General features: G+C 72.9%; 11 protein-coding genes. 1 reads left to right on the top strand and 10 read right to left on the bottom strand.

What is annotated here, in order from left to right:
• Window positions 1-21: 21 nt before the first annotated feature.
• The 4 genes from ACXNSR_RS25030 to ACXNSR_RS25015 form a co-directional block, all read right to left on the bottom strand.
• Window positions 22-813, bottom strand: a complete 792-nt coding sequence (locus tag ACXNSR_RS25030) for a trypsin-like serine peptidase (protein ID WP_458637701.1) — start codon at window positions 811-813, stop codon at window positions 22-24.
• Complete coding sequence (locus tag ACXNSR_RS25025; RefSeq protein ID WP_458637700.1) at window positions 810-1,823, bottom strand: alpha/beta hydrolase; 1,014 nt, start codon at window positions 1,821-1,823, stop codon at window positions 810-812. The genes ACXNSR_RS25030 and ACXNSR_RS25025 overlap by 4 nt, the downstream gene beginning before the upstream one ends.
• Window positions 1,824-2,067: 244 nt before the next feature.
• Complete coding sequence (locus ACXNSR_RS25020; protein ID WP_458637699.1) at window positions 2,068-3,297, bottom strand: alpha/beta hydrolase; 1,230 nt, start codon at window positions 3,295-3,297, stop codon at window positions 2,068-2,070.
• A gap of 166 nt (window positions 3,298-3,463) precedes the next feature.
• Window positions 3,464-3,901 carry a MarR family winged helix-turn-helix transcriptional regulator gene (locus tag ACXNSR_RS25015; RefSeq protein ID WP_458637698.1) on the bottom strand — a complete coding sequence of 146 codons (438 nt, stop codon included), beginning with the start codon at window positions 3,899-3,901 and terminating at the stop codon, window positions 3,464-3,466.
• 79 nt (window positions 3,902-3,980) lie between these two features.
• Here ACXNSR_RS25015 and ACXNSR_RS25010 point away from each other — a divergent pair, with 79 nt between their 5' ends.
• Window positions 3,981-5,060 (top strand): SMP-30/gluconolactonase/LRE family protein, encoded by a 1,080-nt coding sequence (locus ACXNSR_RS25010; protein ID WP_458637697.1) that lies wholly within the window; start codon window positions 3,981-3,983, stop codon window positions 5,058-5,060.
• A 62-nt stretch (window positions 5,061-5,122) separates the two neighbouring features.
• On the opposite strand, the gene ACXNSR_RS25005 is transcribed toward ACXNSR_RS25010, so the two are convergent.
• The 6 genes from ACXNSR_RS25005 to ACXNSR_RS24980 form a co-directional block, all read right to left on the bottom strand.
• Complete coding sequence (locus ACXNSR_RS25005; protein WP_458637696.1) at window positions 5,123-5,698, bottom strand: hypothetical protein; 576 nt, start codon at window positions 5,696-5,698, stop codon at window positions 5,123-5,125.
• Window positions 5,695-6,075: a PadR family transcriptional regulator gene (locus ACXNSR_RS25000; protein ID WP_458637695.1), complete on the bottom strand. Its 381-nt coding sequence runs from the start codon at window positions 6,073-6,075 to the stop codon at window positions 5,695-5,697. The genes ACXNSR_RS25005 and ACXNSR_RS25000 overlap by 4 nt, the downstream gene beginning before the upstream one ends.
• A 53-nt stretch (window positions 6,076-6,128) precedes the next feature.
• Window positions 6,129-8,315, bottom strand: coding sequence for a DEAD/DEAH box helicase (locus tag ACXNSR_RS24995; protein WP_458637694.1), 2,187 nt, complete (start codon window positions 8,313-8,315; stop codon window positions 6,129-6,131).
• Between the two features lie 133 nt (window positions 8,316-8,448).
• Complete coding sequence (locus ACXNSR_RS24990; protein ID WP_458637693.1) at window positions 8,449-9,819, bottom strand: DUF4407 domain-containing protein; 1,371 nt, start codon at window positions 9,817-9,819, stop codon at window positions 8,449-8,451.
• Window positions 9,809-11,512: a hypothetical protein gene (locus ACXNSR_RS24985; protein WP_458637692.1), complete on the bottom strand. Its 1,704-nt coding sequence runs from the start codon at window positions 11,510-11,512 to the stop codon at window positions 9,809-9,811. Before ACXNSR_RS24985 ends, ACXNSR_RS24990 begins: the two co-directional genes overlap by 11 nt.
• A complete protein-coding gene (locus ACXNSR_RS24980; RefSeq protein WP_458637691.1) occupies window positions 11,509-13,689 on the bottom strand; it encodes a hypothetical protein in 2,181 nt (726 codons plus the stop codon). Before ACXNSR_RS24980 ends, ACXNSR_RS24985 begins: the two co-directional genes overlap by 4 nt.
• Window positions 13,690-13,741 lie beyond the last annotated feature (52 nt).

Here is a 13,741-nt window from a genome sequence, read left to right as displayed (position 1 = left end):
GCAGCGGGCGGCGCGGGGCGCTCAGCCCCGCGCGGCGGCCTCGTACAGGGCCCTGGCGTGCTCGTCGAACAGTGCGGCCGTGGAGTCCACGTCCGTGTCGCCGCCGCTCAGCACCCCGATCAGCCGGCCGGCCCGGTCCGGCCCGCCCCGGTCCGCGATCCAGGGGCTGCCGCTGGTCCCCGTCCAGAACCCGGCGCAGCTCATGTAGAGCATGTCGGGGTCCTCGTCGTCGTGGCGGGTCTGGGTGGTGCAGGAGACGGGCTTGTTCTGCGGGTTGTGCTCGGACTCGGGGTAGCCGACGACGGTCACGTCCCGCTCGTACCCCGAGGTCCACTCGGGCTTCGGGGCCTCGGCGCCGCCGCCGACCGCGTCCTGGATGCTGCGCCCGTCCTCGTCCGGCTCGATGGTGAGGAAGGCGAAGTCGGCGGTGTCCTCGCCCCATTTGGTCCAGCGGTCGTCCACGTGGATCGACCTGACCTTCCACACCCCCAGCGGCCGGGTGCCGGCGCCCTCGCCGGAGAAGGCCGGGGCGAAGGAGAGCTCGCCGATGGCCAGCCCGTCGTGGGCCACCTCGCCCGGCCGGCCGTCCTCGCCCGCGGGGGCAACGCAGTGCGCGGCGGTGGCGACGACGTTGCCCCGGGGGCTGTCGACGACGCTCGCCGTGCACCAGTGCTCGCCGCCCGCCATGAGTACTCCGACGGTGGGGAAGGGGAGCACCGGCCGCTCGCCGGGCGCCTTGAGGAAGGCGACGGCGAACACCGCCGCGATCCCCGCCGCGGCCGCCGCCGACGCCCCCTTGGCCACCGTGCTCATCGCACGGCGGGATCGGGTGTCGGTCCCTTCATCACCTTGCTGATCCACTCCAGGGAGCCCTCCCTCATACCCCGCACGTACGACTTTCCGTTGTGCTCACCATCCTGGATCACCTGCAGCGAGGTGTGCACGGGGCCCTTCCCGAAGTCGTTCATGAACTTCTCGGCCTTGTCGCGACCGCTCTCCGCCGTCCCGATCTGGAAGTTGATGTAGACGTCCGGACCGCCCGCCGCGATCAGCTTCGCGGCGAGCTTCTCCGGGTTGTCGGCGTCCATGGCCTGCGTGTTCCCCTGCCACAGCGGGGAGTCGGGGACGATGTCGACCCCGCTCGCGATGGCCGCCTTGAACCGGTCGGGGTACTTGAGGACGTGCTTGAAGGCGCCGAATCCGCCGGCGGAGGAGCCCATGAAGGCCCAGCCGTCGCGGGAGGTGAAGGTCCGGAAATTGGCCTTCACGAAATCCGGGACGTCTTCGACCATCCAGGTGCCCATCTTGGGCTGGCCGGGGATGTCCGAGGCGTCGAAGTGGTGCTTGGTGTCCGCGTTGTGCACCGGCATGATCAGGATGAAGGGCAGGCTGGTGCCGGCCTTGGCCCCGTCGCTCACGGCCTGCTGGAGGCCGAGGCCGGGACCCGTACCCCAGTAGTTGGTGGGGTAGCCGCGGCCGCCGGGCAGGGAGATCAGGACCGGGAAGCCGCTCTTGGCGTACCGCGGGTCGTCGTACTGCTTGGGCACCCACACCCACACGTCACCCGTGAAGCCGGACTTCTTGCCGGTGAGGGTGGTGCGGCCGATCTGGGTGCCGTCCGGCAGCCGGGAGGTGCGGACGAACGAGGCCTTCGGCCCGGTCGGCAGCTGCACCTCGGGCGGCAGCTCGGCGGCCGCGCCGGCCTTCTCCTGGACCTTGCCGAAGGAGACCGGATCCCCTATGTCCGAGAAGAGGCCGAACTTGTACGCCGCGGTTCCGCCCGCGGCGAGGGTGAGCGCGAGCCCGCCGCTGATGAGGATCATGCGCAGGCGATGGGGGCGACGGCCGCCCTCGGTCACAGGGCTGCCGTCGCCTTGCTGGTCTTGCTGCACGGTTCTTTGTCCCGTTCCTTCTCCGGCGCCCACCAGGAGCGCGGGCCGGACCGATCGGTCCCCCTTACACCCTTTACAGAGGTATGAACGACGGGATGGGTTGCCTGGGACGGGGGTGACGTGGCGCGCGCCACGCGGCCGGCCGGGACGCGCGGCTCCGGTGCGGGCGTGCAGGTCAGCCGGCTTCGGGCTTCGGCCCCTTCAGGACCTTGCTGACCCACTCCAGGGAGCCCTCCTTCATGCCCCGGACGTAGTGCCAGCCGTTGTGCTCACCGTTCTGGATGTCGCGGATGGTCGTCTTGACCGGCCCCTTGCCGTACTGCTGCTGGAACTTCGTCATCCGCTCCTTCCCGCTCTCCTTGGTGCCGATCTGGAAGTTGATGTAGACCTCGGGGCCCTTGGTGTCGATCAGCTTCTGGGCGAGCTTCTCCGGGTTGTTCGCGTCCATCTCGGCCTGGTGGCCCTTCCAGAGCGGGGAGTCCGGGACGATCTCGCCGCCGCTGGCTATCACGGCCTTGAACCGGTCCGGGTGCTGCAGGACGGTCTTCATGCCGACGAAGGCGCCGGACGAGGAGCCCATGAAGGCCCAGCCGTCACGGGACTTGTACGTACGGAAGTTGGCCCGGGCGAAGTCGGGGACGTCCTCGGCGATCCACGTGCCCATCCTGGCCTGGCCTGGGATGTCGGAGCCGTCGTAGTAGTACTTGGCGTCCGGGTTGAGCACCGGCATGATCACGACGAACGGCAGGCTGGTGCCGGCCTTGGCGCCGTCGCTGATGGCCTTCTGGAGGCCGAGGCTGCGGTCGGACCAGTAGTTGTCCGGGAAGCCGTTGCCGCCGGGGAGCGCGATCAGGACCGGGAAGCCGCTCTTGGCGTACTTGGGGTCCTCGTACTCCTTGGGCGCCCACACCCATACGTCGCCCTCGAAGCCGGACTTCGCGCCGGTGAGGCGGGTCTTGGCGATGACCGTGCCGTCGTCGAGCTTGGTGGTCTGCCGGAAGCCGGACCTGGGGCCGGCCGGCATGAGCACGTCCGGGTCGCCGGAGGGCGTCGCGGCGGTCGCCGGGGCGCTCGGCTGCGCCGCGCCCGTGGCCGCAGGCGTGGCGTTCTTCCCGAAGCTCACCTCCTCGCCGTTGCCGGAGAACCAGTCGAGCTTCCAGGCGCCGAACCCGCCGCCGCCGAGCAGGAGCGCGAGGGCGACCGCCGCGCCGGTCCATATTCGGCGCCGGGAGCGCTTCGGCTCCGGGGCCGGGGCGGAGCCGGGCCGCTCGCCGCGGGGCCGGTGCAGCTGCGGCGGGCCCGGGTACCCGGGGAAGTCCTCGTGCCCCCGGTACGGCTCCCGGGGTGGGTACTCCTGGTACGACGGCTGCTCATCGGGCCGCGGGCGCTGCGGGTACTGGTGCACGGACTTCGCTCCGAACGGTCATGACTGCCCCCAGGGCAGAACGGCTGGGCATCCCCCGGAGGGCGTCCTGCCGGTCGGACACGCCCCCCTGGTTCTGATGTGCGCGAGCCCCGCACAGTTCCAAGAGAGAGCAAAGTCCTGCCGGATTCCCGGCCGGCCGACCGGCTCAGCGCTGGGCTTCGAGCGCCTCCGCGCACCGCCCGAGCAGCTGGATCAGCGTCTCCCGCTCCTCGGGGGTGAAGGCGGCGGCGAGTGCCCGCTCCACCCGCACCGCGCCGGAGTCCGCCAGCTCCATCGCCGTGCGCCCCTCGTCGGTGAGCCGGGTCTCCAGCACGTTGCGGTGCCATTCGTGCGGGGTCCGCTCGATGAGTCCGCGCTCCTGGAGGTTCTTCAGCACGGTGTTCATCGTCGGCGGCGTCACCCCGCACAGCCGGGCGAGCGCGGCGGCCGAGATACCGGGCTTCTCGGCCAGCCAGAGCAGCGCGGCGTACTGCGGAACCGTTACTGCGGCCGGCTTGCACGCCGTGTTCTTCGCCGCGAGAAGCGCCTGCTCGGCACGCTTGAGGTGAGAGCCGATGCGCTCCTCGGGGGCCATGGAGGTCATGCCCGCATCCTACGGCCACCCTTGCAAGCATTAGAGCTCTAACATAGATTCGCCTTCACCTGCTCATCAGAGGACACCCATGAAGACGAAGTCATTCCTGCCCGCGTCGTTCCTGCCGGCCGCGCCGACCCCGGAAACGGCCCGGACCGCCGCCCGCACCACGGCCTGGACCGCGGCTCTGGCCACGGCCCTGGCGACGGCCCTGGCCGTGACCCTCGGCCCGGGAGCGGCCCCGGCGCAGGCGCACGCGCCGGCGGGCGACGCCCGGATATCCACGGCCTTCACCCTGCCCGGCGCGAAGGTCTACCCGGAGGGCATCGCCTCCGACCCCCGCACCCGCACGGTCTACGTCGGCTCGTACGCGGACGGCACGGTCTACCGGGCCCGCCCCGGCCGGTCCGAGGCCGAGGTGTTCCTGCCCTCCGGCACCGACGGCCGCCGCACGGCGAACGGCCTGCGCGTCGACGCGCTCGGCCGTCTGTGGGTCACCGACTCCACCACGGGCGTGGCGGTCTACGACACCGCCGACGGGTCCCGCCTGGCCCACTTCGAGGTGGCCGGGGGAGCCGGTGCCCCCGCCCACTTCATCAACGACCTGGCCCTCACCCCGGACGGCACCGCGTACCTCACGGACAGCGTCCGCGGCGTGATCTACCGGGTGACCCCCGGCCAACTGGCCGCCGGGAGCGGCACCCTGACCGAGGCCTACGACCTCTCCGGGGCCCTGCGCCCCCGGCCGGCGGGCGGCTTCAGCCTCAACGGCATCGTCGCCGACCGGGCGGGCCGCTACCTGCTCACCGTCGACATGCCGGAGGGCGACCTCTACCGCGTCGACCTGCGCACGGGCGCCGTCCGCCGCGTCGACCTCGGCGGCGGCGACCTGAAGGCCGCCGACGGCCTCGACCTCTCCCCCGACGGCACCCTGCGCGTGGCGCACAACACCACCAACACGCTGACGCGCTGGCAGGTCTGCGCGGACGGCACCCGGGCCCGCCTGACCCGCACGATCACCGACCCGTCCCTGCAGATCCCCACGACCCTCGCGCACACCCCGGGCCGCACGCTGGTGGTCCGCTCGCAGTTCGACAAGGGCGGCCCCATGTCCCCGGACGCGGGCACCCCCACCACGTTCACGGTCGCCTCGGTCCGCGGCCTGTGAGGCGCGCCGCCGGAGCGCGCCGGACCGGCCGCGCGCGGACCGGGCATACCGTCGAGTGACGCTCAGGCGGGCACGGTCACACTGCTCCTGGCCTTCCGGCGGGCCCGCAGGTCGGCGAATGCGTACGGCAGACCGGGCAGCAGCAGGAGCGCCGCACCCCACAGCGGGAGCGTGAACAGCACCCCGTCTCCGGTCAGCCACCTGGTGAGGGCCATCACGGGCAGGCCGACGGCGAAGGAGAGCAGCCAGTGCCGGTGCAGGGGGATGCTGCCCCGCCGCAGCTCCCAGGCGACCGTGATCGAGCCGATGGCCAGCCAGAAGGCGAGGTAGTCGGCGGTCACGGGCAGTTGGGTGGTCCACCGGATCAGATGCGAGAGGACCGGCAGGCAGCCGAGGATGAAGCAGGCCATGGCGAGCGTGCGCAGGGCCCGCCGGGCGAACGGGGCCCGCTCGCGCGCCCAGGCCGCGGCGAAGGCCCGTACGTCCGGGCCGACGACGTCCTGCGCGGTGCGCCCGGCGGCCTCCGCGTCCTCCAGGTGCGCGGAGAGCTCGTCGAGCATCTCCCGCACGGCGGCCTCGCCGACGCCGCGGTACTCCCAGTTGCTGCGGCAGGCCGAGAGTATCTGCTCGTTGGTCATGGTGTGCCTTCCCCCGTGGAGTGCGTGCCGGCGCCCAGGATCCGGCCGACGGGCCCGGCGAAGGCCTGCCAGTCGGCCCGCCCCCCGGTCAGCTCGGCGTGCCCGGCCTCTGTCGGTCGGTAGTACTTGCGCGGGGCGCCGCCGCTGGGGGACGGGGCACGGTACGAGGAGATGAGCCCCGCCCGTTCCATCCGTGCGAGCAGCGGATAGATGCTGCCCTCGCTGACGAGGTCGAGCCCGTCGTCGGCGAGCGCCTGCACGAACTCGAAGCCGTACCTGGGCCGTTCGGCGATGAGGGACAGCAGGCAGAGGTCGAGCACTCCGCGCAGGAGCTGGCTGCGCCGTTGGTCGGCGGTCGCGTTCGGCTCCTTTGTCATGCGGTACAAGATAGTCATCGACTCCCTTGTGCCGCAAGACAGTTAGGCCCCGCTCACGCCGTTCCGGCGCCCTGCAGGCCGGCCGTGCCCAGCCGCGCCTGCTCCTCCTCGACGATCCGGCGGGCCATCGCGACGTCCGACACGTCGACCGCGTCCGGCGTGGACTCCGCGACGGCGCTGCGCCGTGCGTACGCGTCGAACAGGCGGCTCTTGTTCTTCAGCATCCGCACCATCCGCTCGTCCACTCCGCGTGTGGCGAGCAGCCGGTGCACCCGGACCGGGCGCAGCTGCCCCATCCGGTGGGCCCGCGCCACCGCCTGGTTCTCGACGGTCGGCTTGACCTGCGGCTCACAGATGATCACGACGGAGGCGGCCTGCATGTTGAGCCCCACCCCCGCCGCCTCGATCTGCGCCACCAGAACCGCGTGCCCGGGAGCCGCGGCGAACTCGTCCACCACCTGCTGACGGCGGGCGGGCGGCACGCTCCCCGAGAGCGGACCGAACACCCGGCCCCCGCCGCCCCGGCCCGGAGCGCCCTCCAGGGAGTCCTTCACCACGCCCAGGACCTGCCTGAAGTTGGAGAACACCACCACCTTCAGCCCGTTCTCGGCGGCGTCCTCGACGATCTCGCGCAGCCGGTTCAGCTTCGCCGACCTCTCCGGGTGCGCGTACGCCGCCCTGCGCATCGCCATGAAGTTGCCGGAGCGCACGGCCTCGCGGTAGGCGGCCTCGTCGGAGGCGCTCAGCTCCTCCCACTCGTCCGTGTGCTGGAGCGCGGGCAGTTCGGTCAGCACGTCCTGCTGGTTGCGGCGCAGGTAGACCGGGGCGACGGCCTTCCGGAAGGCCTTGGATCCGGCCACGCCGTCCCGGTCACCGACGGCCGCGGCGAGGTCGGGCTGGAGGATGTTCACCAGGCTGCGGAACTCGGCCACCCGGTTCTCCATGGGCGTCCCGGTCATGAACAGCACGCGGTCGCAGCGCCCGGACCATTCGGTCACGGCCTGGGCCCGCCGGGTCTTCGGGTTCTTCACGTAGTGCGCCTCGTCCACGACCAGCATCCCGATCTCGCCGCCTCCGGGCGCGGGAAAGCCGCGCAGGGCGTCGAAGGTGGTCACCGCGACCCCGCCCCGGCCCTTCCAGTCGGCGAACGCCTCCTGCCGGTCCGGGCCGTGCAGGCACATCGCACGCAGCTTGCTGCGGGCCTCGATCTCACGCGTCCAGTTGATCAGGACGCTGGCCGGGCAGACGACCACGAAGTGGCTCTGCCCTTCGGCAGCGAGGTGGGACAGGGCGGCGATGGCCTGGATGGTCTTCCCGAGCCCCATCTCGTCGCCGAGGATCACCTTGCGCTGCGCCAGCGCGAAGCGCGCCCCGAAGGACTGGTAGCCGCGCAGCGAGACCCTGCGGTGCGTGTCGTCGAGGAACTGGCGGTGGACCCGCTCGGCGACCTCGTCCGGCAGGAACCCTTCGGCGGCGGCCGCGTCGGGGCTGCGGCCGGAGATCTCCGCGAGCAGGCTGTAGTACTCGGCGGACCTCAGCTCGAAGTCGACCCAGGCCGCCACCTCGGTCGAGGGACCGCGCAGCAGATCCACCGAAGCCTGCGCGAGCAGCTCGGACACCCCGCCCTGCACCGCCTCCTCGGTCAGGCCGCGGACCTCGGCGACGGCACCGAGCGCCCGGTCCCGCCCGGCCCGCCCCGCCAGCAGCATCCGCAGCCGCCCGGTGGCCGGCCCGGCCTCGGCGAGCAGCGGGCCGAGCCGCTCCGCGAGCACCGCGGCAGCGTCGAGGGCGCGCCGCGCGTCGGGGCCCGCCTCCACCAGGACGTGCAGGGCGACGACGAGCGCGGTGGTCCGGGGCTCCGGCCGGTCCACGTCGATGTGGACGGCGATGGTCTCCCGGACGGCATCGGAGATCTGGCGGGCCGCCGCGATGACCTGATCGGCGGTCCGCTGCCCCACACCGGGAATCTGGCGCAGCCGGTACGACCCGGCGTCGAGCACCTGCCCGACCGAGCGCAGCCCGCTCCGCTCGACCTCGCCGAGCCGCAGCCGGCCCTCGGTGACCTCCTTCAGCCGGGCCACGGGGATGGCGGCCAGTGCCTGCTCCGCCGCGTCGTCGTGGATCGGCTCCAGGGCCTCCCGGACCGCCTCGACGGCCCGCCGGTGGTCGCCGACCACCGCCTGCGCGGCCGCGTACAACAGCTCTCCCCCGGCGAACGCCTCCCGCTCCCTGCGCCCCATCCGGCCCCGGCCTCTCTCTGCGTGTCCCCCGCATCCTCCCACCGGCCCGCCCCGCCGCGGGAATCGCCGGATGCGGCGGTGACCGGTCACCGCGACCGCCGGGGCAGGCGGGGCGACCGGTCACCGCCGGGCGTCACTCGCCCAGGAGCCGGGCGGTGCGGGCGTCGAGTTCCTCGCGGACCATGCGGTCGTGCTCGGTGCGCGCCTTGTAGTGGTCGTGGCCCAGCCGGGCCTTGTCCTCCTCGGCCCACACCTCCGCCGCGTACTGCCGGACCTCGTGGTCGATGGCGTCGACCCGGCGCTGTGCCTCCTGGTCCTCGAGGTGGATGCGCTTGTTGGCCTCGCGCCGCTCGGCGAGCCTGCGGTCGTACTCGGACGGGCCGCTCATCAGCTTGGCGAGCACCGGCATGGCGTCGACCAGCAGCAGCACGGCGTGCAGCAGGAACATCATGAAGAGCGCGAAGCCGTCGGACCAGGCCACCGTGGACAGCGCGTCGGCGCGCATCAGCAGTCCGTCGTGCTGCTGCGACGTCTGGCGCTCGGCGACCTTGGCGTCGATCGCCTTCTTGACGTCGGCGCGGTAGGCGGTGCCGGTCGTGAGCAGCGCCTCGTTCAGGACGTTCCCCTTGGCGACGAGCTCGGCGCGCTTCGCCTCGTACTCGGCGACCTTGCTCGTCGCCTTGTACGCGCTGGTGTCGGCGCGGGCCCGCTCACAGGTCTCGGTGGTGTCCCAGCCGTTGCCGCGCCAAATCCATCGCTCCTTGGCGCACTCGGTGCGCTCGGTCGCCAGTTTCCCGCCGAGGACGTCGTTGTAGTCCTTGATCTGCTGACCGAGGCGGTTGGTGGCGGCGGTGTTGTCGTCGATGTCCTGCTTGATCGAGGCGGGCGCGCCCTGCACGGTCAGATGGAAGTCGCCGCACTCGTCGCGCGTGGTGGTGTCCTGGCCGTCGAGGGGGTTGCAGGCGGTGAGGTCCCCGCGGAAGTCGGCGAGGTCGCGCTCCCTGCTGACCGCCATCTCCTGGCGTATCTCCCGGTCGAAGATCTGGAACAGCAGCGGCTCGGCGATGGTGAGCCCGAGCACCACGGACAGGAACAGCCGGGGCACCAGCGTGCGGAACGCCCGGCCGCCGGTGTAGCCGTGGGTGCTGGAGACCAGCCAGCTGTCCAGCGCCAGCACGATCCACGCCCACACCATGCCGACGAGGACGGCCACCGCGACCGGCGTGCCCTCGCGGACCGTGCAGATCGCCATGGCCATGGAAGCGCCGCCGAGCAGCGCGGTGTTGAGGACGATCGCTCCGTACCACGTGTAGCGGGCGCGCTCGGCGCTCTCGCGGTCGAGGATCTCCTCGCGGATGCCGATCAGGCGGCGCAGGTACGCGGCGGGGCCGGGGCCGCGGCCGCGGCCGCCCCGGGCGCGGTGGGACCGGTGGGCGGGCCGGGACTCGGCCGCCCACGCGTCGTACTCCTCCTCGGGCGGGCGTACGGGGGTGTCAGCGGCCACGCTCCTCCCTCCCCGCTTCACCGAGGTCGTCGTCGGCGATCAGGGGGCGGCGCGCGGCGCGGGCGCCGTCGTCGTCGCCCCCGCCGTCGCGGTCCCGGTCGGTGCCGCCGTCGCGGGCGGACCGGTCGTCCCCGTACCGGTCGTCCCCGTACGGATCGTCCCCGTAGGGATCGCCCCCGTACGGATCGTCACGCCGGGCGTCGCGCCCGCCGTTGTCCCGCCCGTACTCCTCCTTCTCGTACGGGTCCTCCTCGCCGGAACGGTCCCGGGACGACGTGCCGGTGCCCTCCTTCAGCTGCGGGGTCTCGGCGGCGCCGGCCACCTGCGCGGCGGCCGGCGGGTCCTGGTCGAGGAGGCCCTGCCCGGTGCTGAGGCGCTCGACGAAGGCGCGGGCGTCCAGCGGCGCGTTGTCGAGGAGGCCACGGTTGATCATCTGGCGGCCCAGCTCCTGGTTGATGTTGTCGCGCCGGTCGGCCCGGTGCCGCCGCTCGACCCGTTCGGCCAGCACGTCCTCGCGCTGCTCCGCGCGCCGGCGCAGCCGGTCGTCGCGGTCCGCGGCCCGCTGCTCGCGCTGCTCCTCGCGGGCGGCGTCGAGCGCGGCGCGCTGGTCCTGGCGGTCGACCTCACGGTGCCGGTCCTCGCGCTCCAGGCTGTAGCGCAGGTCCTCCCGTTCGGCCTGGCGGCGCCGTTCGGCGTTCTCCCAGTGGCGCTCCTCGTCCTCGCGCTGCCGCTCGCGCCGCACCCGGTCGCTCTCGCGCTGCCGCTCGGACAGCTCGGAGTACCCGATCTCGCCCCGGCGCTGGGCGAGGATGTCGGTGTTGGCCGGGTCGGTGCCGAAGTCCTCGAGGTCCTTGAGCGCCTCGGTGCGCTCGAACTCGTAGTCCTTGCGCTTGAGGTTGTGGGTGTAGTGCTGGTCCTCGGCGTCGGTCCGCTGGGTGTACGAGCGCCGGAGGTCGTCCAGTTCCTGCTGGTGGCGCATTTCGAGCGACTTGCGCTCGGCCTCCATCGCCTTGCGTTCCTTCTCGCGCTCGTGCTCCATCTGCTCGCGCTCGCGGCGTACCGCCTCCTTCACGCGGTCGTGCTCGCGTTCGCGCCGCTCCTCGTCGGCACGGCGCTGCTGGTCGGCGAACTCCTGCGGGGTGAGCACCGTCAGGTACGGGTCGCCGACGGAGAGCCCGGCGATCCGCGGCGGTTCCATCTCCAGGTACGAGATCAGGCGCGCGGTGAGCCTCCGGGACACCTCCTTGCCCGCTTCGAGCGGCCATTCCTGGGTGACGTCGGTCAGTCCGGGCAGCGCCCGGAGGTAGCCGAGCAGCCGGGACTCCACGTCGACGACGCCCTCGCGGACGACCGCCACGGGGTCGGTGACCGTGCAGTGGAAGGCGACCTGGACGGTGAAGCCGTCGGTCTCGGCGGAGGGCACGTCGGTGCCGACGGTGACGGGCACGGCGGTACGGCAGTCGACGACGGTGACCGAGCCGGCGTTCAGGACGGTCTCGTCGGCGGGCCCGCGCACCCCGTGGTCGGTGAGGTACTGGTCACCGGTGCGGTAGACGAGGACCTGGTGGGCGGAGACGCGGGGCAGTTCGTCGTGCGAGCGGGTCGGCTGGTTCCAGAAGCGGCGTCCGGTACGGGGCGCGGGAGCCAGCACACGCTCCTCGACCAGGGGATAGGACCTGTGGATCGTGGTCATCGTGGTTCGGTGTCCTTCACACGGTTCAAGGCGCCGAGCAGGGTCGCGACGCAGTCGGGACCCGTGGCGCGAGTGGGACGGGGGACCGCGAGTCGGCCCAGCTCGCTTGTCAGCAAGGGGTGCTCGACCTGCGGAAGCGCGGCGGCGAGGGCGTGACCGAGTCGCGCGGCCGCAGCGGTGGGGTCGGAGGTCACGGCGTGCAGGCCACGGGCCGTGACGAGCAGGGCGGACAGGGCGCTGCGGCGCAGCGGCCGGTAGCAGAGGACCGCCGCCCACAACTCGGCGACGACGTCGGCCTCCTCGGGCCGGTCGGCGACGTAGCGGGCGACGGCGGGGCGGCCCGAGAGCCGCTCGGTGGCGGTGAAGATCCAGAGGGTGGTTTCGAGGACGAGCAGGCCGGTCGCCGAGTAGGCGGCGGACCGGGTGCGCCGTTCCTTCCTGATCCGGTGCGCCAGGGCGTCGAGCACGATGCCGGCGTCCTCCTGGCAGTCGACGAGCGTCAGGAACAGCTGCGCCCAGGCCCGCAGCCCGTGTTCGCGTTCCTCCCGCTTTTCGATGGCACTGGTGCGCAGCACGGCCCAGAGCCACTTCACCGCGTCGGTGGGGAAGGTGACGCCGAGCTGGCCGCTGAAGGCGATCAGCGCGGTGCCCCGCAGGGTGGGGTGGAGGGACTGGGCCCAGGTGCGGGCCAGGGTGAGCGCGGCGGCCGCCTGGGTCTCCTCCAGGCACATGTACCAGAGCACGTACACCGCGAGGGTCTGCCCGGTCTCGCCGCTCTCGCCGCGCGCCCACGGGTCGAGGTAGCTCTGCACGACCTCGTCGAAGGCGATGTGCCCCAGCAGTGTGAGTCCGGAGGCGATGGAGAGCTGGAGGGCGGGGTCGGGGTCGGCGTCCACGAGCGCCTCCAGCCAGTGGCGGACCGCGTCCCAGTACTCGGTGGGGTGATCGCGCCACAGTGCCTGCAGCACCCAGCGGCGCAGCTCGGAGTCGGCGAAGACCATGACCTCGCGGGTCGTCGCGCCGTAGATCTGCATCTCGGTGGTGATCAGGGCGTTGCGGGAGAGGGAGCGGCGCCGGTCCACCGGGCGGGCGCGGCGGCGCTGCCGCTCGTCCTGGCCGTCGGGGGCGGCGGCCTGGCCCGTGGCGTCGGGGGCCGCGGCGCCGTCGGCGGCGGCCCCCGCCCCGGACCCGACCGCGGCCTCGGGTGCGAAGTAGACCGGTCCGAGGAGCCGTTCGAGGAGGTCCTGGAGCGACTCGAAGGCGCGCCGTCCGATGCCGGGAGCGAAGGCGAGGGTGGTGACCTCGGCGATCTCGCGCAGGCTCCGCTCGTCCTCGGCGCCGAACCACTCCTGGACAGCCTGCGGCGCGCTGCCGCTGTGCTCCTTCCACGCCTGGTCGGGGTCGGCGCCCGCCGCGATCCGCTGTGCCGCGTCGGCGACGACCGCGATGGGGCAGCGGGGTGGGATGCCGGCCACGGCCCGGTCGACGATCTCCTGCGGGATACGGGCCTGGACCAGCCGGGCCCGTACCACCTTGTCCAGGACCGGGGGCCGCCACGGCAGATGGCGTACGGCCTTGGGCGACCGGCCGGCCACGCCGTGCACGGTGGTTATCACCAGATGGGCGCGGTGGCGGCGCAGCTGGTCGCGCACCCGGCGCCAGTCGAAGTCGGAGGAGGGGCCCGCGGCGTCCGCGCCGGTCCCGGCGGTCCCGGTGGATCCGTCGGCTCCCACGCCTGCGACGGCTCCGGTGCGGTCGAGGACGACGTAGCCGACGCCCGCGTCGAAGGTGCGTTCCGCGAGCTGGTCGAGGCCGATGTCGGGTGAGAGCACCACGTAGTCGGCGCAGGGTCCGACGGTCTCCCGGAGCAGGGCGACCGCGCCGGAGCGCTTGCCGGTGCCCTGGGGGCCGGTCAGGACGACGATGCCGGTACGGGACAGCTCGCGGGCCGCTTCGTCGAAGCAGTCGGGGCGGATGTAGGAGCGCAGCAGCGCGTCGATCTCGTCGCCGTCGAGGAGGCCGGTGGCGCGGGCCCGCCCGGGCCGTTCGGCGGCGGTGGCGATGCCGAAGTGGGCGCGGCCGTGGTACTGCGGGCCGTAGAAGTTGTTGTAGACGCGGTAGTCGCCGTCGGTCGGATCGGCTCCGGGATCGGCTCCGGAATTCGCTCCGGAATTCACTCGTGAGGGTGACGGCGGCGGGGGTGTGGACGGGGTCGGGGTCGGGCTCACC

The organism is Streptomyces sp. NC-S4 (assembly GCF_054353315.1).
The sequence above is the reverse complement of the archived record's forward strand: the minus strand, read 5'-3'. Positions and strand labels throughout refer to the sequence as shown.